This is a genomic window from Pseudomonas sp. FYR_5 (genome assembly GCF_043106315.1).
Taxonomy (GTDB): domain Bacteria; phylum Pseudomonadota; class Gammaproteobacteria; order Pseudomonadales; family Pseudomonadaceae; genus Aquipseudomonas; species Aquipseudomonas putida_Y.
Map to the genome: position 1 here is coordinate 62,536 of NZ_JBICMK010000097.1, position 25,279 is coordinate 87,814.

Here is a 25,279-nt window from a genome sequence, read left to right on the forward strand (position 1 = left end):
TTTCATGCATTGCCAGACCCTTGTCCTTGGCGCCGGCATCGTCGGCGTCAGCACCGCGCTGCACCTGCAGGCACGCGGGCGCCAGGTAATTCTGATCGACCGCGACGAACCGGGCAGCGGCACCAGCCATGGCAACGCCGGGCTGATCGAGCGCTCCAGTGTCATCCCCTATGCCTTTCCGCGGCAATTGAGCGCACTGCTGCGCTACGGCCTGAACCGCCAGCCCGATGTGCGCTACAGCCTGACGCACCTGCCCAAGGCCGCACCGTGGCTGTGGCGCTACTGGCGCCAGTCGGCACCCGGGCGTCTGGCCGGCGCCGCCGCCGATATGTTGCCGCTGGTGCAGCGCTGTGTCGAAGAGCATGACGCGCTGATCGCTGCTGCCGGCCTGGAAAGTCTGGTGCAAGCCAAAGGCTGGATCGAAGTGTTCCGCGACCCAGCGCTGTTCGAGCAGGCAAAAACCGATGCCAAGGGCCTGAGCCGCTACGGCTTGCAATTCGAAATCCTCGAATGCGGGCAACTACAGGCTCGTGAACACCAGCTGGACGCCACCGTGGTCGGTGGCATCCACTGGCTCGACCCGAAAACCGTGAACAACCCCGGCGCGCTCACCCGTGGCTATGCGGCGCTGTTCCTGCAACGCGGCGGGCAGTTCGTGCATGGCGATGCGCGCAGCCTGCGCCAGGCCAATGGCCAATGGCGGGTAGAGAGCCGTCGCGGCCCGATCACTGCCGACGAAGTGGTGGCCTGCCTCGGCCCACAGTCGGCCGACCTGTTCAGCGGCCTGGGCTACCAGATCCCGCTGGCAATCAAGCGAGGCTACCACATGCACTACAGCACCCGTGACGGCGCTCAGCTGGAGCACTCCATCTGCGACACCCAAGGTGGCTATGTTCTGGCGCCGATGGCGCGCGGTGTGCGCCTGACCACCGGCATCGAGTTCGACGCAGCCAGTGCGCCTGGCAACCAGATCCAGCTGGGCCGCTGCGAGGCGCTGGCGCGCAAGCTGTTCCCGGCCCTCGGCGAGCGCCTGGACGACACGCCTTGGCTGGGCCGCCGCCCCTGCCTGCCCGACATGCGCCCGGTGATCGGGCCGGCGCCGCGCCACCCAGGGCTGTGGTTCAACTTCGGCCATGCCCATCACGGCCTCACGCTGGGCCCGGTCTGCGGTCGGCTGCTGGCCGAGCTGCTCACTGGCGAGCCCCCCTTCACCGACCCCGCGCCTTACAGCGCGACCCGTTTCGACTGAACCCACGCGGGAGAACAACAAGATGACCGCACCACTGAGCCTTGCCACCCTTGCCCCCGAACCCGACCCACGTCCGGTGCTGATCCGCATCGAAGGCCTGAACAAGCACTATGGCGCGTTCCACGTGCTGCGCGACATCGACCTGCAGGTGCGCGAAGGCGAACGCATCGTGCTGTGCGGGCCGTCCGGCTCGGGCAAGTCGACCCTGATCCGTTGCATCAACCGCCTGGAAGTCGCCCAGCAGGGCAGCATCCAGGTGGACGGCATCGACCTGGCGGCCACCACGCGCGAGGCGGCACAGGTACGCAGCGACATCGGTATGGTGTTCCAGCACTTCAACCTGTTCCCGCACATGAGCGTGCTCGACAACTGCCTGCTGGCCCCCACCAGCGTGCGCGGGCTGTCACGCAAGGACGCCGAGGAGCGGGCACGCATGTACCTGAGCAAAGTCGGCATCGAAAGCCAGGCGCACAAATACCCCAGCCAGCTGTCCGGCGGCCAGCAGCAGCGCGTGGCAATCGCCCGGGCGCTATGCATGAAGCCGCGGATCATGCTGTTCGACGAGCCCACTTCGGCGCTGGACCCGGAAATGGTCGCCGAAGTGCTGGATGTATTGGTGCAGTTGGCTGGGACGGGCATGACCATGCTGTGCGTCACCCATGAAATGGGCTTTGCCCGGCAGGTAGCCGAGCGGGTGCTGTTCCTTGAGGGTGGTCAGATCATCGAGGACAGCCCGCCGCAGGTGTTCTTCAACCAGCCGCGCACCGAGCGGGCCAAGGCGTTCCTGGCGCAGATCCTGCATTGATTGAAAGCCTGTGGGAGCGGGTTTATCCGCGAAGAAGACACCGCCGTGCATGGCACGGGCTTCGCCCGTGTTCGCGGGCAAGCCCGCTCCCACAGGGATCGCGCCAGCTTTTAGACGTTGAGCAAGACAGTTGCCCCCACAAGGACCGAGGAGACTTCGAGCTACCTATTCATTGCACCGCTGCAATGACCCAACTGCATCGTTAAATATTATTGACCGCAGCCCCTGCCAAACCCACGCCGCCACAGGCCCGCATCGGTTTCAGCCCCCCAAAAACGGTGTATTGCCTGCGTTAAAGCCCTCTTCCGTTGTTTGACATATCGAACGGCTCTGGCAAGCTATCTACAAGCCCCGACCGGAATCGTCGCCTCTGACGAGCCGGCAGTGCTCGGGGCCACAGGCAGCAATCAGGGCCCCGCGCCGTGCGCCTGCACAACAACGACAGGTCGAACCTGTCCCAAGGTGACATATGTCCAACAGCAACATTGGCAACAAGCAACCTTCCCTGCGCAAACCCGTCGTCCTGATGACCATGGGCACCCAAGAGCGCAAAGGCCATGACTACCAGGTCATGACCCACAAATACATTAGCCCGCTCGTCGAGTTCTCCGATTGCGTCCCGGTGTTGGTGCCCACCTGCTTCGGCACTGAAGACCTCGAGACCTACCTGGACATGGCCGACGGCGTGTACCTGACTGGCGCTGGCAGCAACATCGACCCAGCCCTGTATGGCCAGGAAAACCAGACCCCAGGCAAAGGCCAGGACCAGAACCGCGACCTGTTCGACATTCCGCTGGTCAAGGCGGCGATCAAGCGTGGCCTGCCCATCTTCGGCATCTGCCGTGGCATGCAGGAAATCAACGTGGCCCTGGGTGGTGACATTTACCAGAAGGTGTATGCCGAACCTGGGTTCAATGACCACCGGGAAAACCCCGAAGACCCGGTCGAAGTGCAGTACGCCCAGGTGCATGGGGTGAAGATCCAGCCGGGCAGCTGGCTGCACGACACCCTGGGTACCGACGAGATTCGCGTCAACTCGCTGCATGGCCAAGGCCTGCACAAGCTCGGCGCCGGTATTGAAGCCATCGCCCGTGCCGAAGACGGCTTGGTCGAGGCGATTCACGCGCCAAGCATTTCGCCGTTCCTGTTCGCCGTGCAGTGGCACCCCGAATGGCAAGCGGCGAAGAACCCTGATTCGATAAAGATCTTCCAGGCTTTCGGCGACGCTTGCCGGGCCCAGGTACGCAAGGCGCAAACCAAGCGTCAGCACGCGGCCTGACCTTCAGTTTCCTCTGCTTTGATCGCGGGGCGGTGCAAGGCCGCCCCCGTTTCCCCGGTCACCCTCTGCTGGTCCCAGAACACTTCCCGTGGAATCGGGCGGCGGGCTTGTGCCTGTCTCCGCGATCGTTTTTTCTTCCCCTCAAGAGATACGATGACTGCCATGTGTTTGTCGTCGTACCTGCTGCGCCTGTGAAATCGAGCGCCGCCCGCGCGGCGCTTCGCGGGTAAACCCGCTCCTACGTTTGTTTCGGGCCAGTATCGCCTGTCCCAGACGCGCGCGACTGCCTTGTTTGTACGACACGATATCGAGGCATGCGCCAAGGCGTTCGCGCGCAAATGCCACAGGCATAACTGGCCCGACAAACGTAGGAGCGGGTTTACCCGCGAAGCGCCGCGCGGGCGGCGCTCGATCTGCGCCACAACACACCTATCCAGACGGCCACCCTGGCGAGAACACAAAATTCTGAAAAAGGACTAGTCATCGAATAGGTTGTACGATAACTTACCTCCAACGCAAGACAACACCCTTCACCCAAGCGCCCCAGGATGCCAACAACAATGACTCCACAAGAACTCAAATCCATCCTCTCCCACGGCCTGCTGTCCTTCCCGGTCACCGACTTCAACGCCCAGGGCGACTTCAGCCCGGCTGGCTACATCAAGCGCCTTGAGTGGCTGGCCCCCTACGGCGCCAGCGCGCTGTTCGCCGCCGGCGGTACCGGTGAATTCTTCTCCCTGGCCGCCAGCGAATACAGCCAGGTGATCAAGACCGCGGTTGACACCTGCGCCACTTCGGTACCGATCCTCGCCGGTGTCGGCGGCTCCACCCGTCAGGCCATCGAATACGCGCAAGAAGCCGAGCGCCTGGGTGCCAAGGGCCTGCTGTTGTTGCCGCACTACCTGACCGAAGCCAGCCAGGACGGCGTCGCCGCCCACGTCGAAGCGGTGTGCAAATCGGTAAACATCGGTGTGGTGGTGTACAACCGCAACGTCTGCCGCCTGAACGCCGACCTGCTGGAAAAACTGGCCGAGCGCTGCCCGAACCTGATCGGCTACAAGGACGGCCTGGGTGATATCGAGCTGATGGTGTCGATCCGTCGTCGTCTGGGCGAGCGCTTCAGCTACCTGGGTGGCCTGCCGACCGCCGAAGTGTATGCGGCCGCCTACAAGGCCCTGGGTGTACCGGTGTACTCCTCCGCGGTGTTCAACTTCGTGCCGAAAACCGCCATGGACTTCTACAACGCCATCGCCCGGGACGACCACGCCACCGTGGCCAAGCTGATCGACGATTTCTTCCTGCCGTACCTGGACATCCGCAACCGCAAGGCCGGCTACGCCGTCAGCATCGTCAAGGCTGGCGCCAGAATTGCCGGTTACGACGCCGGCCCGGTGCGTACTCCGCTGACCGACCTCACCGCCGAAGAGTACGAGATGCTCGCCGCGTTGATGGACAAGATGGGCCCGCAGTAAGCGCTGCCCGCGGCCTGCCAGATGCCGCGCCCGGAGTGGGCCTGCCCCACTCCGGTTACAATTCGTGAGCCCGCACAAAAATAACTAGTGGGAGTATTGCCAGCATGCAAGCGACTAAGAAAACGCATGTGCGCTACCTGATCCTGTTCATGCTGTTTCTGGTGACCACGATCAACTATGCCGACCGCGCGACCATTGCAATCGCAGGCTCCAGCCTGCAGAAAGACCTCGGCATTGACGCCGTAACCCTCGGTTATATCTTTTCCGCCTTCGGATGGGCTTACGTGGCTGGCCAGATTCCTGGTGGCTGGCTGCTCGATCGCTTCGGTTCCAAGAACGTCTACGCCTTCAGCATCTTCACCTGGTCGCTGTTCACCCTGCTGCAGGGTTTTGTCGGTGGCCTGCCGGTTGCCTGGGCCGTGGTCACCCTCTTCACCCTGCGCTTCCTGGTGGGCTTCGCCGAAGCCCCGTCATTCCCGGGTAACGCGCGCATCGTCGCCGCATGGTTCCCGACCCAGGAACGCGGCACGGCGTCGGCCATCTTCAACTCGGCGCAGTATTTCGCCACTGCACTGTTCGCCCCGATCATGGGCTGGATCGTGTTCAGCTTCGGCTGGGAGCACGTGTTCGTGGTCATGGGTGTGATAGGCATCATCTTCTCGATGGTGTGGCTGAAAACCATCTACAACCCGCGCCAACACCCGCGCATCAGCCCAAGCGAACTCGAGCACATCGAGCAGAACGGCGGCCTGGTCGACATGGACCAGAAGCGCGGCAGCGACGGCCCGAAATGGGGTTACATCAAGCAGTTGCTGACCAGCCGCATGCTGCTGGGCGTCTACCTGGGCCAGTACTGCATCAACGCCATTACCTACTTCTTCCTCACCTGGTTCCCGGTGTACCTGGTGCAGGAACGTGGCATGACAATCCTCAAGGCCGGCTTCATCGCCTCGCTGCCGGCGGTGTGTGGTTTTATCGGTGGCGTCCTGGGTGGCGTGATCTCCGACTGGCTGCTGCGCCGCGGCAACTCGCTGACCTTCTCGCGCAAACTGCCGATCGTCTGTGGCCTGCTGCTGTCCACCACCATGGTGTTCTGCAACTACGTCGATGCCGAGTGGATGGTGGTTGGTTTCATGACGCTGGCGTTCTTCGGCAAGGGCATCGGTGCGCTGGGCTGGGCGGTGGTAGCGGACACTTCGCCCAAGCAGATCGCCGGGCTGTCCGGTGGCCTGTTCAACACCTTCGGCAACATCGCGTCGATCACCACCCCTATCGTGATCGGCTACATCATCAGCGCCACCGGCTCGTTCAAGTGGGCGCTTGTGTACGTGGGTGCCAACGCGCTGGTAGCGGTATTCAGCTACCTGGTTATCGTCGGCCCCATCAAGCGTATCGAATTGCGTGATGCCGCCCCAAAGCCACACGCTGAGCCTGCCACCGACGGCGAACTGGCCAGCTCACGTCACTGAAAGCACACACCCACGCCGGGTCACCCGGCGTGGGCGGATGTACAAAAGCCTGAGAACCTGACAAGTAGGGCCCAAACATGCAGTTGATCGAACATTCCGACTCGCCCCGCTACGTCCGCCTGCACGACGACGACAACGTCGTGGTGGTCGTCAACGACGGCGGCTTGGGCGAAGGCGCCCGCTTCGCCGACGGCCTGACCCTGGTCGAAGGCGCCCGCTTCGCCGACGGCCTGACCCTGGTCGAAGGCGTGCCGCAAAGCCACAAGGTGGCCACCGTGGCCATCGCCAAGGGCGAGCCGGTGCGCCGCTACGGGCAAATCATCGGCTACGCGCTGGAAGACCTGCGCCAAGGCAGCTGGGTGCAGGAAAGCCAGTTGGCCATGCCGGCCGCCCCGGAACTGGACAGCCTGCCGCGCTGCGACGCCGTGCCACAGCCGCTACCGCCGCTGGAGGGCTTCACCTTCGAGGGCTATCGCAATGCCGACGGCACTGTCGGCACCCGCAATATCCTCGGCATCACCACCACCGTGCAATGCGTGACCGGCGTGCTGGAACATGCGGTCAAGCGCATTCGCAACGAGCTGCTGCCCAAATACCCCAACGTCGACGACGTGGTGGCCATTACCCACAGCTACGGCTGCGGCGTGGCAATCAACGCCCGCGACGCTTACATCCCGATCCGCACCGTGCGCAACCTGGCGCGCAACCCCAACCTCGGCGGCGAGGCACTGGTGATCAGCCTGGGCTGTGAAAAACTGCAAGCCGGCCAGGTGATGCACGACAACGACCCGTCGGTGGACCTCAGCGACCCATGGCTGTACCGCCTGCAAGATGCCAGCCTTGGCTTTGTAGAAATGATCGAGCAGATCATGGACCTGGCCGAAACCCGTCTGAAGAGGCTCGACCAGCGCCGCCGCGAAACGGTCCCGGCCAGCGAACTGATCCTCGGCATGCAATGCGGTGGCAGCGACGCCTTCTCGGGCATCACCGCCAACCCGGCACTGGGCTATGCCGCGGACTTGCTGGTCCGCGCTGGCGCCACTGTGCTGTTCTCTGAAGTGACCGAGGTGCGCGACGCGATCTACATGCTGACCTCGCGCGCGGAAAACCAGGACGTTGCCGACGCGTTGGTGCGCGAAATGGACTGGTACGACCGCTACCTGCAGCAAGGCGCCGCCGACCGCAGCGCCAACACCACGCCGGGCAACAAGAAAGGCGGGCTGTCGAACATCGTCGAGAAGTCGCTGGGTTCGATCGTCAAGTCGGGCAGCGGCGCTATCCAGGGCGTGCTCGGCCCAGGCGAACGGGTCAACCGAAAAGGCCTGATTTTTTGCGCCACCCCGGCCAGCGACTTTGTCTGTGGCACCTTGCAACTGGCGGCTGGCATGAACCTGCACGTCTTCACTACCGGCCGCGGCACCCCTTATGGCCTGGCCATGGCACCGGTGGTCAAGGTGTGTACCCGCAGCGAACTGGCCCAACGCTGGCCCGACCTGATCGACATCGACGCCGGTCGCATCGCCAGTGGTCGCTCGACCATCGAGGAGCTGGGTTGGGAGCTGTTCCATTACTACCTGGACGTGGCCAGCGGCCGCAAGCAGACCTGGGCCGAACAACACCGGCTGCACAACGACATCACCCTGTTCAACCCGGCGCCCATTACCTGATGCCGCAGCCCTGACCACGCATTCACACACTCCACCCTCAAGCCCACAGGAGCACCCCATGCCTGAGATCCTCGGCCATAATTTCATCGCCGGTCAGCGCAGTGCCGCTGGCCCTCAGCGCCTGCAGAGCCTGGACGCCAGCACTGGCGAAGCCCTGCCCTACAGCTTTGCCCAGGCCACCGAAGCCGAAGTGGACCAGGCCGCCAAGGCCGCTGCAGCAGCCTTCGCCGAGTTCCGCCAGTTGGCCCCGTCACGTCGGGCCGAGTTCCTCGACGCCATCGCCGCTGAACTCGACGAACTGGATGACGCCTTCGTCGCCATTGTCTGCCGCGAAACCGCACTGCCCGTCGCCCGTATCCAGGGCGAGCGCGGCCGCACCAGCGGGCAGATGCGCCTGTTCGCCCAGGTGCTGCGTCGCGGCGACTTCCTCGGCGCGCGCATCGACCTGGCACTGCCCGAGCGCCAGCCGCTGCCACGCGTAGACCTGCGCCAGATGCGCATCGGCGTGGGCCCGGTCGCGGTGTTCGGTGCCAGCAACTTCCCGCTGGCCTTCTCCACCGCCGGTGGGGATACCGCCGCCGCCCTGGCTGCAGGCTGCCCGGTGGTATTCAAGGCGCACAGCGGCCACATGGCCACGGCCGACCTGGTTGGCTGCGCCATCGTGCGCGCCGCTGAGCGTACCGGCATGCCCAAGGGCGTGTTCAACATGGTGTTTGGTGGCGGCGTGGGCGAGTGGCTGGTCAAGCACCCGGCCATCCAGGCGGTTGGCTTCACCGGCTCGCTGAAAGGCGGTGATGCCCTTTGCCGCATGGCCGCTGAGCGCCCGCAGCCAATCCCGGTGTTCGCCGAGATGTCCAGCATCAACCCGGTCATCATCCTGCCGGGCGCCCTGGCCAAGCGTGGCGAGGCCATTGCCCGCGAGTTGGCGGGGTCTGTGTGCATGGGTGCCGGGCAGTTCTGCACCAACCCTGGACTGGTGATTGGCTTGCAGTCGCCACAGTACAGCCAGTTGCTCGCCGACCTTGGCCAGTACCTGGACCAGCAAGCCGGGCAAACCATGCTCAACGCTGGCGGCCTGTGCAGCTACGTTGGCGGCCTTGAACACCTGCATGCCCATGCCGGTATCGAGCATGTGGCCGGCCAGGCGCAGGAAGGCAACCAGGCGCGCGCTCAGCTGTTCAAGGCCGATGCACGCCTGCTGGTCGAGTCCGACCCGCTGTTGCAGGAGGAAGTGTTTGGTCCCACCACCGTGGCTGTAGAGGTGCAAGACAACGACCAGTTGCGCGACGCGCTGCTAGGCCTGCGTGGCCAACTGACCGCGACGCTGATCGGCGAGGCGGACGACTTCGATGCGTTCGCCTGGTTGGTGCCGCTGCTGGAGGAGAAAGTCGGGCGAATCCTGGTCAATGGCTACCCGACCGGTGTCGAAGTCTGTGATGCCATGGTGCACGGCGGCCCGTACCCGGCGACCTCCGATGCGCGTGGCACCTCGGTCGGCACTTTGGCCATCGACCGCTTCCTGCGCCCGGTGTGCTATCAGAACTATCCGCAGACGCTGCTGCCTGAGGCACTGCGCGACGGCAACCCGCTGGGGCTGCGGCGGTTGGTGAACGGTCAGTGGAGTGACGGGGCGATCTGACTGGTTGCCAGAAACAGGAAAGCCCTGCGCACGGCGGGGCTTTCCTTTTTGACTGTACTGGCCTCTTCGCGGGCAAGCCCGCTCCTACAGGGCTATGTTGCCCTCGAAGAGGCCAGTACAGGCAGCAAAGGCTTCAGGTTCCTTGCGCTTCAGCCGCCTCATGCGCCTGGCGCAAGCGCTCGCGGCTGTTGCTCAGGTGCATGCGCATGGCCATCTTCGCCCCTTCGCTGTCACGCCGGGCAATCGCCTCATAGATCGCCTCGTGCTCATGCATCAGGCGGCTCATGTAATGCGCCTGGTCATCATGGGCCAGGCGCGCCGAATTCAGCCGGGTGCGCGGGATGATGCTGGTACCCAGGTGGTTGATGATGTCGGCGAAGTAGTGGTTGCCGCTGGCCTGGGCAATGCGCAGGTGGAACTGGAAGTCCGCCGACACCGCATCAGTGGCGTGGGCCGCCCCCTCGTTGAGTTCGTCCAGCGCCGCCCGCATACCGGCCAGGGCTTCGTCGCTTCGCCGTTGGGCCGCCAGCCCGGCCGACTCGATCTCCAGGGCAATGCGCAACTCCAACACCGCCAGCACTTCGCGCAGGGTGACCACGGTGGCCGGGTCGATACGGAAACCGCCCGTAGCCGGCGCATCCAGCACGAAGGTGCCGATGCCGTGGCGGGTCTCTACCTGCCCGGCAGCCTGCAGCCGCGAAATCGCCTCACGCACCACCGTGCGGCTGACGCCCTCTTCGGCCATGATCTGCGATTCGGTCGGTAGCTTGTCGCCGCGCTTGAGCTGGCCGCTGCGAATGCGTTCGGTCAGCACCGTGACCAGTTCCTGGGCCAGACTGCGCGGCTTGCGCCGGGTCCTTGCCTGTACCTGCTGCTCTGTCATTGCCCTGTATTTCACCTTGAAAGACAGCGTTCATCATAGCGCAAGCGGTTGTACGATCACATACACCCGGTGCGGTATTTATTGCACATCTTTGCCGACCCTGGCCCATGAAAAAACGCGCAGAATCAGTGGCCCATGGTCTGCGCGAGCCTGTACTGTATGCCTTCACGCTCACTGATCCATGGAAGGAATCTACAGTATGAAAACCCTCGACCGCCTTTTGCTCAGCAGTGGCCTGCTGATCCCCCTCTGGCTGCTGGCGGGGGTATGGCTCACGGCCCAGGCCTACCCTGGCTATGATCACCTGCAACAGGCCATGAGCCAGCTTGGCGCGGCAGGCTCGCCAACCCACAGCTGGTCACCACGGGTCAACAACTACCCTCTAGCCCTGCTGTTTGCCCTGTTTGCCTGGGGCCTGGTGCGGCGCTGGCATAGCTCGAAGCTGGCGCTGCTGAGTGCGGGCCTGGTGTTGCTGCATGGCATGGGCAGTTTGGGCACCGGCTGGTTCCCCTGCGACCAGGGCTGCGCACCGGTACAGCCATCTACCTCGCAGCAACTGCATAACCTGTTTGGTCTGCTGATGTTCCTCTCGCTGACTTTGGCCAGCGCCCTGTGGGCATGGCTGGGCAGCCGCATTGCCGGCTCCCGCCCCCTGGCGCTGTTTTCCCTGGCCTGCGTGGTGCTGGCGATCATCACCGTCGGGTTGATGGGCCAGGCGGCGCAGAGCGGTCAGCTGTTCGGCCTGTATCAACGCCTCAACTATGGCGTGTCGGTGCTCTGGGTTGCCAGCCTGGCCTGGACAAGCTTGCGCAAGCCCGCGGCCAGCCCTCTGCGCATGGCGGTGACCTGACGGCAAATTGCTGGCCCACAGCACCGGAAAGCGAAGGCAAACTCCGTTCTCTTTCAGATGCTTAGGACAGCAACATGCGAGTAATTCTAGCAACGATGGCCGGCTGCCTGCTGGCCACCCTCGCTTTCGGCGCCCAGGCCAGGGCACTGAGCCAGAACGATCGCCACACCTGCGGCTGGGGCGCGCAGATAGCCGCCGAAGCCCAGCAGGCCAAGCTTTCCGGGGTAACGCTGTACGCCACACGCAAGAAGCTTCAGGTGCGTAAATTTCCCAAACCGTGGATGCGTATGACTGCCTTCGGCATTACCGAGCAGACGTACAACAGCCGCTCGCGGCTCAAGCCAGCAGCGATAAGGCGGACTTACTTTGAGCAGTGTGTTCAGCATGCGACTGCAAAAAGATAACTCTATATTTATCAGAAAATTACAGATCAAACTTAAAGTCATTAAGTAAAGGCCTAGTGCTGCGAAAGGGCCTTTACCGCCAGCAGTTTGCAGGCACACGCAAGACTCAAGCATTTGTTAAGCTGACCTGAGTTGCCAGACTTGACCAAGGCCATTCACCCAATGGATGAACTGCGCAAGATCGACCTCAACCTGCTGCTCGCGCTGCACGCCCTGCTCAGCGAAAAGCACGTGACCCGTGCAGCCTTGCGTCTGCACCGCAGCCAACCAGCGGTCAGCCACGCCTTGGCGCAGTTGCGCAAACACTTCGACGACCCTTTGCTGGTACGCCAAGGCGGCCGCATGGTCCTCACTGCCCGCGCCCAGTCGCTGGCACAGCCACTACAGGATGCACTGAGCAATCTCGACAGCCTGCTGGCCACCCCGCTGTTCGACCCAGCCCGGGCCCAGCGCCGATTCCGGCTGTCGCTGTCCGACTACGCTTCGCGCATCATCCTGCCGCACCTGCTGCGCCACCTGCGCCAAGTCGCGCCCGGAGTGGACCTGGCCATCAGCCAGGCCAGCCGTGAAACCATGTTGGCGCAGTTGCTCGATGGCGAACTGGATCTGGCCCTGGGCCTGTTCCCCGAACTGCCTCAGAACATCACCGCCCAGTCCCTGTTTGCCGATCGTTTCATCAGCGTTGCCGATCGCCAGGTCCTGCCTGCCAGCGGCGGCATGGCCTTGGAAGACTGGCTGGCACGCCCACATGTATTGATGGCCATGCGTCCGGATGCTTTCGATGAGATCGAGCGTGCGCTGGCCGCCCGGGGCCTGCAACGCCGCATTGCCCTGGCCTTGCCACACTGGAGTGCGGCGGTTGAAGTGCTGGCCGGCACTGACCTGATCCTGACGGTGGCCAGCCGCGCAGTGGGGTCGTTGCGCCAGCACAGGACACTGCGCCAGTTCACGCCGCCACTGGCCATTCCCTCCTTCGACTATCAGCAAGCCTGGCACAACCGCAAGGACAGTGACCCCGGGCACCGCTGGCTGCGCGAAACCGTATGGGCCTGTAGCCAGCCAGGGCGCTGATCAGTTTTCCTGCCCTTTCACAGCTGCCGTGGAAGGGGCCGGTGACGCTGTCGCCCAAGTGCCCTGTACCAGCATTACTCCGCACAGGATCAGCACCACGCCGGCCACCCTGGCCAGACTGAGCGGCTTGCCACCCAACCCCATCACCCCATAGTGGTCGGCAAGCACTGCCGTGATGATCTGCCCTGCCACCACCAGTACCAGGAACCCTGCTGCGCCAAGTTTAGGGGTGAGGGCTGCGGCGCCGGCTACATACATTGCCCCCAGCACGCCACCAACCCACAACCACCAAGGCCCCTGCAGGGCCTTTCCCATGTCTGGCGCCGGCACCCGGATAATCAGCAGGGCAGCGATTACCACCAGCATGCTTACCGTCAACGATGTGAAAGCCCCCCACAGCCAGTGCCCAAGTGCCCGGCCTGCCGCAGCATTACCGGCAGCCTGAAACGGCAACACGGCACCGGCAAGCAACGCCATGGCCACAGGAAGCGCCAGCAGAAGCATTGATTTACTGAACATGGCAGTCCTCATCCAAGGTATCGATGGCCACCATGATGGTGCATTCCGCAGTACTGATAGAAATCAAAATCCTGCACTTGAACTATTCGTACCCTGCATAGTGAAACATCCCTTTTGTCCAGCGTGCGCATGCTGTCTTCACCCTGAGACATCTGTGCTGTTGACTTAGTAAGGCACCAAGATAAACTGCGCCTTATGAATACGCTTGAGAACAAGCATCACATCATGCTCGATGCACTGACCGAGGCCCCCGCTGACGCCAGACAGAACGTGCGCCTGTGTTTCGAACTCCTGTCCGCTGCAGCGGCCATCAACCGGGTATGCGCCGCACGGTTGGCCCGCCATAACCTGTCGGAAGGGCGGTTCGCAATCCTCCTGACCTTGCAAGGCGCAGGCGGCCGCCTGGCACCGCTGGAGCTGGCAACGCGCCTGGCAATCACCTCGGGCACCGTAACCGGCCTGCTCGACGGCCTGCAGGGTGATGGTTTTATCAAGCGCCGCAAGGACGCCCATGACCGTCGCAAGCTGAGCATCAGCCTAACCTCGGCAGGCATAGCGGTACTCGACGCCGTATTCGCCGAACACACCGACTGGATCGGCACGATCATGCAGTCACTGGACAACACGCAACGCGACGCCCTGTCCATCACGCTACAGGCACTCTCGGCCAGTCCTGCCCTGGCACTGCCACCGGACAAGCACTGAACCCAAGGCACACCCGCAAGACCACATGGAGGTGGATAATGTTGCAGAATCAGAGCGTATTGGCCCGGCTTGGCAGGAAGCCCCGGGTACATAGCGAACACGACCAGCCAAGTCGTCGCCAACCTTGGCTCGAGGCCTGCCTGCCAGCGGCACTTTACCGGCGACTGTTCATCCGCCGCCTTGCCAGACAGCCACTGGCCATCGAGGGTTTCAGCTTTCGCCCATCGAAGATTCGGCACTGGGCCGTCCACTGGAGGATGTGCACATCAACGAGGCTGCACACGTTCCTGGCCGGTCATCGAGTGCACCGTGCCACCGCCATGGAACCTCAGCAATGAGCGACGACCGAAAGTCCCTGATCGACCTTGGCCAACTCCCAACCCGCAACCTGGCCGAGTGCCTGGCGGTGGATCAAGCCGCCCTGGTCAACGCCTTGGCAGGCCAACTGCCCGCAGCGTTGGTAGAGCACCTCGCTGCCAGTGCAGACCAGGCCCAGGCACTGGGCCTGTCAAAAAAAGTGGCGGCCATTGGCCTGGCGCTGGGCAAGTGGCTGGAGCAGGCCCCCGAGCCTTTGCGCCAGCAGGTGTTCGAGCAATGCTGTACGCACCCGTCCGATACCGTGCGCAGCTGGGCGGCGTTCGCCCAGGCGTACCTTGCACGCTCGCAGCCTGTGGAAGATGCCCTGCTGGCGCAGTTTCGTTTCGCCCGCGATGAGCATTTCGGCGTGCGTGAATGGGCCTGGATTGCCCTGCGCCCGCGCCTGGCCCAGCACCCTGAAGCCGCCCTGGCGCTACTTGGTCGCCATACCGGCGATGCAGACCCACTGGTGCGTCGGTTCTGCATCGAGATCCTGCGCCCGCGCGGCGTTTGGTGCGAGCACATTGCCACGCTCAAGCAACATCCAGAAGTGGCCGAGCCGTTGCTGGTACCGCTGCTGGCCGAAGCCGAGAAATATGCCCAGGACTCGGTCGCCAATTGGCTCAATGATGCCAGCAAGACCCGTCCCGACTGGGTACTTCAGCTGTTTCAGCGCCATCCCCCGGCCTGCAAGGCCTCGCAGCGCATACAAACCCGTGCTACCCGAAGCCTGCCCCAGTGAACCATCACAAGGAAACAAGCATGTCACTCAAGGAAAAACTCGACGCCGTCAAAGAGCAGATGACCCAACTGCCCACCGAGGTGCTGGAAAAATTTGGCGCCTCGCTGCAAGCCCTGATCGCAAGGCATCCTGAGGACCACGTGCTCAAATCCGGCGACAACGCCCCGCTGGCCGTGCTGGAGGATGCCGATGGCAAGGCCGTGGATCTGCGGGCCCTGCTGGCACGCGGCCCGCTGGTACTGGTGTTTTACCGCGGCCTGTGGTGCCCGTTCTGCAATGTAGTGCTCAGCGAATACCAGCAGATGGCAGGCGATCTGGCCGCCAGCGGTGCCACGCTGGTCGCCGTCTCCGCCCAGAGCCGCGCTGCCACCCTGAAAACCCGCGAATCCCTGGGCGTGCGCTACCAACTGCTGAGCGATCCGGGCAACCAGCTGGCGCGCCAGTACGGCATCGTCTTCGAGCTGGAGCCAGAGCTGGAGGCGGTATACCGAGCACTTGGCGCCGACCTCAAGGCACTGAACGAATGCGACGACGTCAGCCTGCCGATGGCCAGCGCTTTCGTCATCGGCCAGGATGGCCGCATTCGCCATGCCTTCGTCAATGTCGACTACTCCGAGCGTGCCGAACCCCAGGCTTTGATCGAAGCCGCGGGCCACTGAGGCCCGCTCCCAGGCACCGGGCTGCCCGGACCGCAAATGGCCGATCGTAGGCGAGTAACCGAGGTCGGCAACGGCTGAGGTCAGCGCGAGGTTTCGACGCGCAGCACTTCGGTGTAGATCGCGTCGACCGTCTGGCCAACCTTGAGGTTCTTCATCCGTTTCTGCAGGTCTGGATTCTCGACCTTGACCACCTGCAGCTTGCCCTCCGGCGGCAACAAGCTCACCTCATGCGTGTTGAGGTCGATCTTCTTGATCTGAGAGGTAACCTTGACCTGGCGGAACGCCTCGCCGCCCGGGTTGGGGTTTTGCTCGGTTGCACGGATGGTACCGGACTCTTCAGTCGCTTTCGGCGCCCCACCCACGTCCGGATTGAGCACATAGGCCACGGCGCGTGTCACGTAGATGTCGACTTGGTCACCGACTTTCAGGTTGGGCAGCGCCTTGGCCTTTTCGGTCAGCTGGAACGTCACATCCTTCTTATCGTCAGGGCCTTTCACCGTGACCTGGCGGGTGGCCAGGTCGATAGCCGTTACCTGTGTGGTGACATGGCTTTCCAGCGCCTCGCTCCCGATGGGGATGCCGGCAGCCTGTACCGTGAAGCTGGCAGCAGAGGCCAGCGTGGCAAGGGCTACAGCACGAGCGAGAGTAAGAATGGGGTTCATAGGCGTGCTTCCCTGTGATCAAGTCCGAATAGGCGCGTGAAAGGCTCACGCGCTATCAAGCATAGCCATTACCTGCCACCTTGCCGGCCCTCTCGGTGCGCGACGCATTTCGGCGCCGAACCACTGTTACAGCTAATACGAATTCTTTACACTTGCTTTACATTTGCAAATCATTACTATTCGTTACTCCCGATAACAACAAAGAGTCGCCTGTAATGGCAAAAAGGTCTGTTGCCCCAGCATCCATTTCCATGCTGGGCCTGCTCGTTGTGCCTGCTGTACACGCTGCCGCCCAAACCGATACGCAAAGTAGCCTCGCCCTGCCTGCCACCGCCGTCACCAGCGTCTATGAGCAGCAAAGCTACAAGGCCAGTGAAAGCCGCACCGCCATGAAAATCGACGCACCGCTGCGCGATATCCCGCAAACCGTCAACGTCGTTCCCGAAAGCGTGATCAAGGACCAGGGCGCACAGTCCATGGAAGACGTGCTCAAGAACGTGCCCGGCATCGGCCTGTCAAACGGTGACGGCCAGCGCGACCAGGTGACCATCCGTGGCTTCAGCGCCATTGGCGACATGTACATCGACGGCGTGCGTGACGACGCCTTGTACTTCCGCGACCTGTCCAACATCGAGCGCGTCGAGGTGATCAAGGGCCCGGCCGCGGTGCTGTATGGCCGTGGCTCCTCGGGCGGGCTGATCAACAGCATCAGCAAGAAACCAAGCTTCACGCCCAAGCGCGAAGTCGGCATGAACTTCGACAGCGAAGGCAAACGCCGAACCCAGTTCGACACCGGCTGGGCCGACCCGCAAAGCAACCAGGCCTACCGCGTAACGGGTGCCTTCGAAGACAGCGACACCTTCCGCGATGATGGCTACATCGACCGCAAGGCCATCGCACCGTCGGCCTACTTCCGTCTCTCGGACGACCTGGAACTGAACCTGGGCGCCACCTACCTGTACGACAAGCGCCTGATCGACTTCGGCATCCCGGCCCTGGGCAACCGCCCGGTGGACGTGGACCGCGACAGGCGCTTCGGCTCTGGCGATGCTGACCAGGATTACGCCCGCAGCGAAGTGTTCTCGCTTACAGCCAGCCTGGACTACCGCATCAACGACAACTTCACCCTGACCAACACCAGCCGTTACTACCGCTACGACCTGGACCGCAACAACACCTTGGCCAACAGCAGCCCGACGCGCTTCGTCACCGCGCCTGATGGTGAACTGCTGATCAAGCTCAACCGCGGCAACGTCGCTCGCGATGAGTACGGTGTGTTCAACCAGACGGAGCTCAAGCAACAGGCGCAACTGGCCGGCATGCAGCACAACCTGCTGTATGGCGTGGAAGCAGGCTTTCAGGACAAGTACCAGCGCGTGCTGAGCCAGACCAACGTGGCCCAGGTACCGGTTTACCGCGATGCCTTGGTGCCGGTACCGGACCATGCCGCCAACCTGTCTTCCAAGGGCACCAACTTCCAGCAGACCACCGGTCTGTACGTGCAGGACATGATCGAGCTGAACGCGCACTGGAAGGCGTTGGTCGGTGTGCGTTATGACATCTTTGGCCAGGAGTACGACGACGACCGCGTGCAGAACATCGACCTTGATCGTACCGACAAGACCTGGAGCCCGCGTGCCGGCCTGGTCTACCAGCCAGACGCATTCCAGTCCTACTACGTGTCGGTCAGCCGCAGCTACCAGCCTTCAGGCGAAGTGTTCGCGGTGAGCCCGAGCAACCAGCACCTGGAGCCGGAAGAAACCACCAACTATGAAATCGGCGCCAAATGGGACCTGCTCGACAGCCGCCTGTCACTGACCGCCGCAGTGTTCCGCCTTGAACGCACCAACATGAAGACTGCCGACCCGGCCAACCCCAACCTGACCGTATTGGCTGGCGAACAGCGTACCGATGGCTTCGAAGCCACCATCAGCGGGGATCTCACCGACAAGTGGCAGATCTATGCCGGTTACGCTTACCTGGACGCCGAAATCACCAAGTCCAACAGCAAGACCAATGGCGTCGCGAACGAAGGCCAGACCCCTACCCTGACGCCGCGCAACAGCGCCAACGTCTGGCTGGTACGTACCCTGACACCGGAGTGGCGTGTGGCCGCCGGCGCCAACTACGTCGACGAACGCTACACAGCGCTCGACAATGTGGTGGTGATGCCGGGCTATACCACCTTCGACGCCGCGCTGCTGTACAGCGTGCCGCAGTGGGATGCCGCGCTGCGCCTGAAGAACGTGTTTGACCGTGACTACTATGCCTCGGCACATGGCTCGGTCGACCTGATCACCCCAGGGGCACCGCGCACGCTGGAAGCCAGCTTCAACTACCGCTTCTGACCCACGCGCAATGCCTGTCAGTCAGCAATTGGGCCGCTCTGCGGCCCATCGCCAGCAAGCTTTGACGATTTGACCCGATAGCACTCAGCGATTACGCGTCACCCGCCACACCGTATTCGCCAGGTCATCGGCAATGATCAACGCCCCACGCGGGTCCACCGTCACCCCAACCGGTCGCCCCCGGGTCTTGCCATCCTCACCGCGAAAGCCCGTGGCGAAGTCGATGGGTTCCCCTGCAGGCTTGCCATTGCTGAACGGCACGAAAATCACCTTGTAACCCACCGGGTTGGGCCGGTTCCAGCTGCCGTGCTCGCCCACGAACACACCGTCTGCAAAGCGCTCGCCCATTGCCGGGGTCGAGAAGTCCACACCCAGTGCAGCCACATGCGAACCCAGGCTGTAATCCGGCTTGATCGCCGCCGCCACCTTGTCCGGGTTCTGCGGCCGCACCCGCTCATCCACATGCTGCCCCCAGTAGCTGTAAGGCCAACCATAGAAGCCCCCTTCACGTACCGAAGTGAGGTAGTCCGGCACCAGGTCGGGGCCCAGCTCATCCCGCTCGTTGACCACCGTCCACAACTGCCCGGTCTGCGGCTGAATGGTCAATGCCGTCGGGTTACGCAAGCCGGTGGCATAGGGCCGGTGTGCGCCGGTCTCGGCATCGACCTGCCAGACCATGGCCCGATCGATCTCTACCTCCAGGCCGCGCTCTGTGATGTTGCTGTTCGAGCCGATACCCACATACAAGTAGCGGCCATCCGGGCTGATGGTCAGCGCCTTGGTCCAATGGTGGTTGATCTCGGCCGGCAGGTCGGTGACCTTGGTTGGCGGGCCGTCGGCCTGGGTCTGGCCTTCCTTGTAGTCAAAGCGTACCAGCGCATCCTGGTTGGCTACATACAGCTTGCCGTTGGCATAGGCCAGGCCATACGGTGCGTTGAGGTTTTCCGCAAACACGGCCTGTACCTCGTAGTTGCCATCGCCGTCAGCATCGCGCAGCAAGGTCAGGCGGTTGCCACCCTTGACCTGGGTATTGCCCTTGGCCTTGATCTGGCTGGCGATCACATCCTTGGGCTTGAGCTTGGCCGCGCTCCCCCCCCTACCCTCAGCCACCAGAATGTCGCCATTGGGCAGCACCAGGCTCTGACGCGGGATTTTCAGGCCAGTGGCAATGGCCGTGACACTGAAGCCCTCCGGCACTGTCGGTTTCAGCTCACCCCAGGCAACCGGCTGCGCAATCTTCATATTTGGCAGCAAGCCGCGCTGAGGCTCCGGCAGCTTCGGGTCCGGGCCATGGGCCTGGGTCGGCTCGCCGTCGCCACCACAGGCACCCAACAATAGCGCCACGCTCAACAGGCTGAACGCATGCAAAGGCTTCATGCCACACCTCCTGAGCGCAGGTTGCTCAAACCGATCCAGGCGGCCACCACCGCGAGCACTGTCACGATTACCGACAACACTAGCCCAGAAGGCATCACCGCCCAGGCGTCCTTGGCATGCTCGAAGGCATTGATCAGCCCAAGCACCCAGGTCACCAACAGCAGCACGAAGTACAGCGTAGCGCGCCCGCCCTTGCGCTCGGCGCGGATCAGGTTGGCCAGCGCGAACAATAGTGCCAGCCCACAGAACACCAAGGCACCGGCGATCAGCCAAGCAGCGAAGTTGCTCCACTGAATCTGGTAGCTGTTGTAGTAGGCGAGATCGCTCAACAGCGCGCCAAGGAACAACGGCACACTGCCTGCCAGCAGCAAGGCATGCAGCGGGCTGGGCGTACAGCGGTAGAGGGTTTGATCTGATGCGGTCACGGTGCCTCCTTTTCATTCAGTGACCCAGGGCTGATGGTCTTGCGCCATCAGGTAAGCGCAGGGTGCGCTTAGCAAAGGAGCCTCTTGACGCCGAGATAGTTCACCGCTTCGCTGTAATGAAATATCCTGCAAGGCATTTGCTGCCAAGTGCAGAAGGGGAATACATGAGCAGGCCAACTACGTCCTGGGTACTGGCCACCCTGTTAGGCCTCAGCCTGGCACTTACCGCTGGTTGCTCCAGCAAAGCCAGCCAGGCACGCTACGCCACGCCTGCAGTGGGCTCCAACTGCTTCGCCAAGGCCGTCCCCACTATCGGTGAAGGCGGCCTGGCCTGGGGCAATACATTGAGCATTGCGCAACAGAAATCGCTGAACAACTGCGTGCGTTATGCCAGCCGCTCGGGAGGCACGCCCAGGACTTGCCAGGTAGTGCTGGCCAAGTGCAAGAACTGAACATATAAAAACTTACTGCAAGAAACTTCCTACAAACACACTGCAACTTTTCACACGAAGCTGCGCAAATACAATATATATTCAAATAAAATCTTACACTTTCAAACTCGACCAAAAAGCAGCGTTCGAGGCATTGTCTTTCACTTGAGTTCCAGGTACTAGGCCACCCGTTCATCTCAGCAAGTAAGTAGGAAACTTCTTACAGCATAGATCTGGGGCTTAAATCCAGCACAGTATGAATAACGCTATTTCAGTCTTGTCAGTACTGAAACTTGCCGCAGTGCGTCTCTGGTTCGAAAAGACTGTCTCTCTGAGCAAGGAGCTCGCATGACCAATGCCTCCGTCAGCAGCGCCACCTCCGGTCCAGCCTGCAGCGCACGTATACCCATCCTGCCAGTGCGCTACGCCATCGTGCCACGCACCGCCGACGCCCCCGCCTGCCGCTATGCCGATGCAGGCTTCAACCTGGAACAAGGCTTCCCCACGCTGCAGCACTCGGCCTATACCCTCCGCGCTTTGCGCCCGGGCTATGTCTACGTGTTCATGAAAGGCCCTTTGGGCGAAAAGCTGGTCATTCATGAGCACGTCGGCGTGGGCCTCTACAAGGAGCTGCGCTACCAAGGGCTGGAGGACTACCACCAGCGTGGCCGCTACCTGTCCGGCCAGAGCACGGGCTGGGTGTGGGCCGACACCTGTCAGGACACCGCCAAGGAAGTGTGGATCGGTTACAGCCCGCACCTGTGGACCAACGCCATCACCGCCCGTATCACCGGTTCGCCAGCCCTGCGCAAACGGCACATGCGCCAGCTGGACATGGCCGAGCTGGTGAGCGGCAACCCGGCGCCGTCCACCCAGCCCCATGCGTTGCCAGTGAGTGCCCTGCAAACCTGGGTCGAAGACTTCAAACCGACAGAACGGCGCATGCCGCTGACCTGGAGCAGCGACCCGATCACCGAAACCTTGCCCATCGGCAACCTCAATGCCATCGCCCGGCACTACCCCTGGACCCAACCGAAAGTGCCGGTGGTAGTGGCGCTCGCCGATGCCGAAGGCATGGCCCTGGACCTGAGCCTGTCGGTCTCGGCCTACCAGCATCAACTGCGTGACCTGATGCCGGCCGAGCAACTGGAGCACACGAAACCCGCCCAGCTTCCCGAGCAGGAGCGCGTGCCGGCATGCTACCGGCTGGATGCCGAACAGCTCAGCCCGCAGAGCCGCGACTTTCACCATCGCAACCTGGTCGCCATGCTGCTGAACAAGACGCTGGAAAGCCTGTACCCGGCAGATGCCCCTTCACCGGAACTGGCCGCGTTCAGGCTGGGTACGTCACGCCGGGGGCCCGCCCTGTCGCCGGCCGAGTCACATTTCCAGGCCCTCACCCATGAAGACTATTCCCCCAACGGCGCGCGCCTGGCACAGCGCCTCGATGTCGACAAATACCGGCGCTTCCTCGCCGAACGCGACGCGCTGGAACGGCGGATTGCCGCCCTGCGCAACCTGGCCTTGCAAGCCAGCAACGATCATGATGCCTGGCTGGCGACGGCCGAATCCCAACACATCGATAACCCCTACAGCCTGGCAGCCGCCTTGGCCTGTTACGACCGCAACGAACGCACCTCCGCCCGCGGTCTGGAAATCTCACTGGCATTGCTGATCCACCCGATGGGCCAGCCGACACCAGGCACCGAAGCTCATGACCGGCGTTTCAAACGCCTGGAGCAATGGCTGGACCAGCACGACAGCCCGCTTTACACCGCCTTGGCGCCGTTCAACCCGTTCAAGGACAAAGCCGATTCGATCGGCACCTTGTTCGGCGCCAGCGACAACGTGATCGAAGGGCTGGCCGGTCGCTTCCCGGCCATGGCGAACATCACCGACCTCACCGCCCAGTCGGTCAATACCGTGGTGCTCAAGCGCCTGCGCGGGCAGACCCGCTGGGATGCCAGCCATGGCCTGCGCCAGCAAGTGTTGCTGGCTGCGCGTGAGGCCAATGCCGAGAAAGCACTGGGGTTGTTGGCGGCGCGCTATCGAATCACCGACCAGGCCATTACGGAAAATCCATTTAGCCAGGAGGTGCAGCGGTATTTGAAGAGCGGCATGGCGCAGGTTGAGGAGATGAAAGCGTTGCGCATCTCGGGCAGCCGCACGGTGTCCATCGAGCTGACCACCACTGCGCGGGTGAAACCCAACTTTCTGGGGTTGCTCACCTCCGGCGGTGGTGGCGGTTTAAACGCGGGGATGCTGTGGTTCAACATCTTATCGCTCAAGACGGCCTACAACAGCCTGCAGAAGAGCGATGCACCGGAGTACACCCTGGGGTTCGCTTCATCTGTGTTCGGGGTGATCGGTGCAGCGGCGGCAACGTTGGTCAGCGTACGGGCAACGCAAAAGGCCGTCATGCTGAGATTAAGTGCCACAGCGCCGGGCATGGCCTTTGGCAATGGGGCTATCAAGTTTTTGAGTAGCAATCTGTTTGCGCGTCTAGCCGGATACCCGGCAATAGCATTTGCTCTGATCTCAGATTGGTCAAAGGGATTGCGCCAATTCGATAACGGTAACTCTACGGCTGGCAGATACACAATTGCTGGTGGATTAACCATGGCCGTTGGCTCTGCTGTCACTCTTGAAGCGGGACTTGCCATTGCGGGCGCTACAACGCTAGTACCCTTTGCTGGATGGGCCGCAGCGGCCCTTGTCCTCGTAGGAGTAGCCATCATTGCAGGAGGCCTCTACCTGCACGCCAAGGCACATGAGCACCTTCACAGCCCAATAGAACTATGGGCAGCACGCAGCATATTCGGCAATCGCATCAATGATGGAGAGTCGCACGCAGACATAAAATTAGACTTGGACAAAAAACTTCCTGCTTTCACTTCGCTGCAAACAGAAATTAAGGCTTGGCATAATGAACATTACGGACCCAAGCTACTATCGGCCGAGCAGGCCCTATCCCTCGGCATAACTAAAGCCGACACCCGATGGCATCAGAATAACCACTGGTCGCCGCCAAATTGGACAGCTATCACACAAAACGAAGTAGTCACGCCCCAACCAACCGTAGAGTTCACAGTGCTGCTGCCTGCATTCAGGCTAGGCATAAGTGAATGGTCAGGAAGTTTGAGTTCCCTTCGTGACGACCACGGAATTGACGTTTTCCCAATCAGCCCGACCGGCCACCTCGTAGGTGCTGGCTTAGTTCTACATTTCGAAAACACCCTAGCCAACCAAAATCATGTCTCACTTCATCTAACCTACAACGCCAATCAAGGCCTGGACGAAGACAATGAGACTCTGTCAATTTTTCGTCTGGAGCGCTAATCATGGCAACCATCTGGATATTCAATTCAACGTCATACTCCGGATACGCCCCTGCAATTGGAGGGCAGCTGGCAAACGTATCCGAGAATACCTTGCGCCTAAGAAACCCATGGATAACAGATTCCGTGTTTATGGGAAAACTATACTGCGCAATTACGATAACACTGCTGACAGGCACTTACCCTTATCTGCCCTCTAACATCTCGAAACTTTATAGCGAAGACATTTTATTGATGACTTTATTATTAATAACCCCCTTCGCGTTCACTCCTTTCCTCGCTTATCGAATTTTCTTTATAAAGGGCTTATCAACCATTTGCCTCAACCGATCAACCCAAAAAATCTACTACCAACGTTTGAGCAAGGTATTTGTGTTTGAATGGGCTAACACCGGAGGTGGCATCTTCAAACGCACCGAGTACGGCGGCTCATCATTCAGCACCAGCTATGCCCTCGCCTTCGCCCCCCGCCGGGAAGACGGCAGCCTGCATCAAAAGGACTGCCTCTGGGTCGACAGCAACGAACCCACCGAACCGGGCGTCAAGCATGTCGCCGAGGTATGGGAATACCTCCGCCACTTCATGGACCACGGCCCGGACAAACTTCCTCCGCCCGGTGAACCCAACTGGTGGCACAAGCCACTCCACGCCATCTGCCTGACCCCGGCAGAAGCCTGGCGCCACTACGCTCCCTGGCGAACCGGCGAGCCCGGTGAAATGCAGGGCAAAAAGAACTGGCAATTGCCGTTCTGGGCCGTGCTGTTTCCCTACAACCTCTGCGTCGCTATTTGCTGGTACGGCATCTGCCGCCTGTTCAACGTCCGAGCAGCGCCACCGCCTCCCGAAGCATTTGAGGAGGCCCCAGCGCATTCAACCCAAAAAAGGAAGCGTACATGAGCGACACCTCCGTCAGCAGCGCTACCTCCAG

At 62.0% G+C, this 25,279-nt stretch carries 22 protein-coding genes; 17 read left to right on the forward strand and 5 right to left on the reverse strand.

All coding sequences use genetic code 11. The features are described 5' to 3' along the window. The first annotated feature begins 4 nt into the window (after nt 1-4). From ACF8RA_RS18760 to ACF8RA_RS18790, 7 genes are all read left to right on the forward strand, one after another. The gene (locus ACF8RA_RS18760; protein WP_176683277.1) at nt 5-1,249 is read left to right on the forward strand and encodes an FAD-binding oxidoreductase; all 1,245 of its coding nucleotides are present in this window, start codon (nt 5-7) and stop codon (nt 1,247-1,249) included. Nucleotides 1,250-1,271: 22 nt separating this feature from the next. Continuing rightward, a complete protein-coding gene (locus ACF8RA_RS18765) occupies nt 1,272-2,054 on the forward strand; it encodes an amino acid ABC transporter ATP-binding protein (protein ID WP_010954443.1) in 783 nt (260 codons plus the stop codon). Nucleotides 2,055-2,523: 469 nt separating this feature from the next. Continuing rightward, complete coding sequence (locus ACF8RA_RS18770; protein WP_176683276.1) at nt 2,524-3,333, forward strand: gamma-glutamyl-gamma-aminobutyrate hydrolase family protein; 810 nt, start codon at nt 2,524-2,526, stop codon at nt 3,331-3,333. A 560-nt stretch (nt 3,334-3,893) separates the two neighbouring features. Beyond that, nucleotides 3,894-4,805, forward strand: a complete 912-nt coding sequence (gene kdgD, locus ACF8RA_RS18775; RefSeq protein ID WP_209965387.1) for a 5-dehydro-4-deoxyglucarate dehydratase — start codon at nt 3,894-3,896, stop codon at nt 4,803-4,805. Nucleotides 4,806-4,909: 104 nt separating this feature from the next. Next, nucleotides 4,910-6,274, forward strand: coding sequence for an MFS transporter (locus ACF8RA_RS18780; protein WP_209965385.1), 1,365 nt, complete (start codon nt 4,910-4,912; stop codon nt 6,272-6,274). Nucleotides 6,275-6,351: 77 nt separating this feature from the next. Beyond that, a complete protein-coding gene (gene garD / locus ACF8RA_RS18785; RefSeq protein ID WP_392519424.1) occupies nt 6,352-7,941 on the forward strand; it encodes a galactarate dehydratase in 1,590 nt (529 codons plus the stop codon). A 58-nt stretch (nt 7,942-7,999) separates the two neighbouring features. Next, nucleotides 8,000-9,580: an aldehyde dehydrogenase (NADP(+)) gene (locus tag ACF8RA_RS18790; RefSeq protein ID WP_176683272.1), complete on the forward strand. Its 1,581-nt coding sequence runs from the start codon at nt 8,000-8,002 to the stop codon at nt 9,578-9,580. A 133-nt stretch (nt 9,581-9,713) separates the two neighbouring features. Here the strand turns inward: ACF8RA_RS18790 and ACF8RA_RS18795 are convergent, their stop codons facing one another. Further along, the gene (locus ACF8RA_RS18795; RefSeq protein WP_003247694.1) at nt 9,714-10,463 is read right to left on the reverse strand and encodes a FadR/GntR family transcriptional regulator; all 750 of its coding nucleotides are present in this window, start codon (nt 10,461-10,463) and stop codon (nt 9,714-9,716) included. Nucleotides 10,464-10,662: 199 nt separating this feature from the next. Here ACF8RA_RS18795 and ACF8RA_RS18800 point away from each other — a divergent pair, with 199 nt between their 5' ends. The 3 genes from ACF8RA_RS18800 (at nt 10,663) to ACF8RA_RS18810 (ending at nt 12,788) form a co-directional block, all read left to right on the forward strand. Next, nucleotides 10,663-11,313, forward strand: a complete 651-nt coding sequence (locus ACF8RA_RS18800) for a DUF998 domain-containing protein (RefSeq protein ID WP_392461433.1) — start codon at nt 10,663-10,665, stop codon at nt 11,311-11,313. Nucleotides 11,314-11,387: 74 nt separating this feature from the next. Continuing rightward, a complete protein-coding gene (locus tag ACF8RA_RS18805) occupies nt 11,388-11,717 on the forward strand; it encodes a hypothetical protein (protein ID WP_176683270.1) in 330 nt (109 codons plus the stop codon). Nucleotides 11,718-11,879: 162 nt separating this feature from the next. Further along, nucleotides 11,880-12,788: a LysR family transcriptional regulator gene (locus tag ACF8RA_RS18810; RefSeq protein ID WP_176683269.1), complete on the forward strand. Its 909-nt coding sequence runs from the start codon at nt 11,880-11,882 to the stop codon at nt 12,786-12,788. Here the strand turns inward: ACF8RA_RS18810 and ACF8RA_RS18815 are convergent, their stop codons facing one another. Continuing rightward, nucleotides 12,789-13,307: a DMT family transporter gene (locus ACF8RA_RS18815; protein WP_392461435.1), complete on the reverse strand. Its 519-nt coding sequence runs from the start codon at nt 13,305-13,307 to the stop codon at nt 12,789-12,791. It abuts the gene before it with no gap. 195 nt (nt 13,308-13,502) lie between these two features. Between ACF8RA_RS18815 and ACF8RA_RS18820 the strand changes: the two genes are divergently transcribed. From ACF8RA_RS18820 to ACF8RA_RS18830, 3 genes are all read left to right on the forward strand, one after another. Then, nucleotides 13,503-14,012: a MarR family winged helix-turn-helix transcriptional regulator gene (locus tag ACF8RA_RS18820; RefSeq protein ID WP_176683267.1), complete on the forward strand. Its 510-nt coding sequence runs from the start codon at nt 13,503-13,505 to the stop codon at nt 14,010-14,012. Nucleotides 14,013-14,346: 334 nt separating this feature from the next. Next, complete coding sequence (locus tag ACF8RA_RS18825; protein ID WP_176683266.1) at nt 14,347-15,111, forward strand: hypothetical protein; 765 nt, start codon at nt 14,347-14,349, stop codon at nt 15,109-15,111. Nucleotides 15,112-15,131: 20 nt separating this feature from the next. After that, nucleotides 15,132-15,770: a peroxiredoxin-like family protein gene (locus ACF8RA_RS18830; RefSeq protein WP_392519425.1), complete on the forward strand. Its 639-nt coding sequence runs from the start codon at nt 15,132-15,134 to the stop codon at nt 15,768-15,770. Nucleotides 15,771-15,850: 80 nt separating this feature from the next. On the opposite strand, the gene ACF8RA_RS18835 is transcribed toward ACF8RA_RS18830, so the two are convergent. After that, entirely contained in the window at nt 15,851-16,432 is a 582-nt protein-coding gene (locus ACF8RA_RS18835; RefSeq protein WP_209965362.1) for a hypothetical protein, read from the reverse strand. Between the two features lie 215 nt (nt 16,433-16,647). Between ACF8RA_RS18835 and ACF8RA_RS18840 the strand changes: the two genes are divergently transcribed. Beyond that, complete coding sequence (locus ACF8RA_RS18840; protein WP_392519426.1) at nt 16,648-18,780, forward strand: TonB-dependent receptor; 2,133 nt, start codon at nt 16,648-16,650, stop codon at nt 18,778-18,780. A gap of 84 nt (nt 18,781-18,864) precedes the next feature. Here the strand turns inward: ACF8RA_RS18840 and ACF8RA_RS18845 are convergent, their stop codons facing one another. Next, nucleotides 18,865-20,157: a PQQ-dependent sugar dehydrogenase gene (locus ACF8RA_RS18845; protein ID WP_392519427.1), complete on the reverse strand. Its 1,293-nt coding sequence runs from the start codon at nt 20,155-20,157 to the stop codon at nt 18,865-18,867. Further along, nucleotides 20,154-20,582 carry a DUF2231 domain-containing protein gene (locus tag ACF8RA_RS18850; protein ID WP_339444145.1) on the reverse strand — a complete coding sequence of 143 codons (429 nt, stop codon included), beginning with the start codon at nt 20,580-20,582 and terminating at the stop codon, nt 20,154-20,156. The genes ACF8RA_RS18845 and ACF8RA_RS18850 overlap by 4 nt, the downstream gene beginning before the upstream one ends. A 164-nt stretch (nt 20,583-20,746) precedes the next feature. On the opposite strand from ACF8RA_RS18850, the gene ACF8RA_RS18855 reads away from it, so the two are divergent. The 3 genes from ACF8RA_RS18855 to ACF8RA_RS18865 all read left to right on the forward strand — a co-directional run bounded on the left by ACF8RA_RS18855 (nt 20,747) and on the right by ACF8RA_RS18865 (nt 25,248). Beyond that, nucleotides 20,747-21,034, forward strand: a complete 288-nt coding sequence (locus ACF8RA_RS18855; RefSeq protein ID WP_209965356.1) for a hypothetical protein — start codon at nt 20,747-20,749, stop codon at nt 21,032-21,034. A 327-nt stretch (nt 21,035-21,361) separates the two neighbouring features. Continuing rightward, nucleotides 21,362-24,352, forward strand: a complete 2,991-nt coding sequence (locus ACF8RA_RS18860) for a T6SS effector BTH_I2691 family protein (RefSeq protein ID WP_392519428.1) — start codon at nt 21,362-21,364, stop codon at nt 24,350-24,352. Nucleotides 24,353-24,354: 2 nt separating this feature from the next. Next, the gene (locus tag ACF8RA_RS18865; protein ID WP_392514354.1) at nt 24,355-25,248 is read left to right on the forward strand and encodes a DUF6708 domain-containing protein; all 894 of its coding nucleotides are present in this window, start codon (nt 24,355-24,357) and stop codon (nt 25,246-25,248) included. Nucleotides 25,249-25,279: the final 31 nt, after the last annotated feature.